This window comes from Kitasatospora sp. NPDC057512, from assembly GCF_042802135.1.
GTDB lineage: Bacteria > Actinomycetota > Actinomycetes > Streptomycetales > Streptomycetaceae > Kitasatospora.
Genome location: NZ_JBHVET010001298.1, coordinates 1 through 1,045 on the forward strand (window position 1 = coordinate 1; position 1,045 = coordinate 1,045).

Annotated in this window: 1 protein-coding gene; it reads left to right on the top strand. The window is 72.0% G+C overall.

The features are described 5' to 3' along the window. Positions 1–251: 251 nt before the first annotated feature. On the top strand, positions 252–965 hold the full coding sequence (locus ACFU6K_RS39610; protein WP_355266387.1) for an IclR family transcriptional regulator: 714 nt from the start codon (positions 252–254) through the stop codon (positions 963–965). The last annotated feature ends 80 nt before the right edge of the window (positions 966–1,045 follow it).

Genomic DNA, 1,045 nt, shown 5'->3' on the forward strand with positions numbered 1-1,045 from the left:
CCCTGTGGGAGAGTAGGACGCCGCCGAATTCTTCTTACGGCCCCTGCCGTGTTTCGAAAGAGACACGGCAGGGGCTTTTTGCGTTTCTCCGGCCATTCTCCGCCTCCGGTGCGGGCGCCGGCCCCGCCCGCACCGGCGCGTCCGCCATCCGAGACGCCGAGTCCCGGAAGTGGTGCTTTGCGGGCATCTGAGAAGATGGCGGCCACCGAAACAGACTTGCGTCTCGCTACCTGAGACTGCAATATCATGCTATGGACAACACTAGCGGCGTCGGCGTTCTCGACAAGGCCGCTCTGGTGCTCAGCGCACTGGAGTCGGGCCCCGCCACACTGGCGGGGCTGGTCGCCGCCACCGGTCTGGCGCGCCCCACCGCCCACAGACTCGCCGTCGCACTCGAACACCACCGCCTGGTCACCCGCGACATGCAGGGCCGCTTCATCCTCGGCCCCCGCCTGTCCGAACTCTCCGCCGCCGCCGGCGAGGACCGACTGCTCGCCACCGCGGGCCCCGTCCTCACCCATCTGCGCGACGTCACCGGAGAAAGCGCGCAGCTCTACCGCCGCCAGGGCGAAATGCGCATCTGCGTCGCCGCCGCCGAACGACTCTCCGGTCTGCGCGACACCGTCCCCGTCGGCAGCACCCTGCCGATGAAGGCCGGCTCCGCCGCCCAGGTCCTCCTCGCCTGGGAAGAACCCGAGCGCCTCCACCGAGGCCTCCAGGGCGCCCGCTTCACCGCCACCGCGCTCAGCGGCGTCCGCCGCCGCGGCTGGGCCCAGTCCATCGGGGAGCGCGAGCCGGGCGTCGCGTCCGTCTCCGCCCCCGTCCGCGGACCGTCCAACCGCGTGGTGGCCGCCGTCTCCGTCTCCGGCCCCATCGAGCGGCTCACCCGCCACCCGGGTCGCCTGCACGCCCAGGCCATCATCGAAGCCGCCAACCGGCTCACCGAGGCCCTCCGCCGCGGCTGACCGCCGGCGGCGCGGCCGGAACACGACTCGGCCGAAGAGCAGCGGACAAAAACGGGCCGCGCCCGAGGAAGGATCTCCTC

Bases quoted from the DNA above. Each gene is read 5' to 3' on its own strand.
- ACFU6K_RS39610 (WP_355266387.1), top strand. From the start codon at position 252: ATGGACAACACTAGCGGCGTCGGCGTTCTCGACAAGGCCGCTCTGGTG.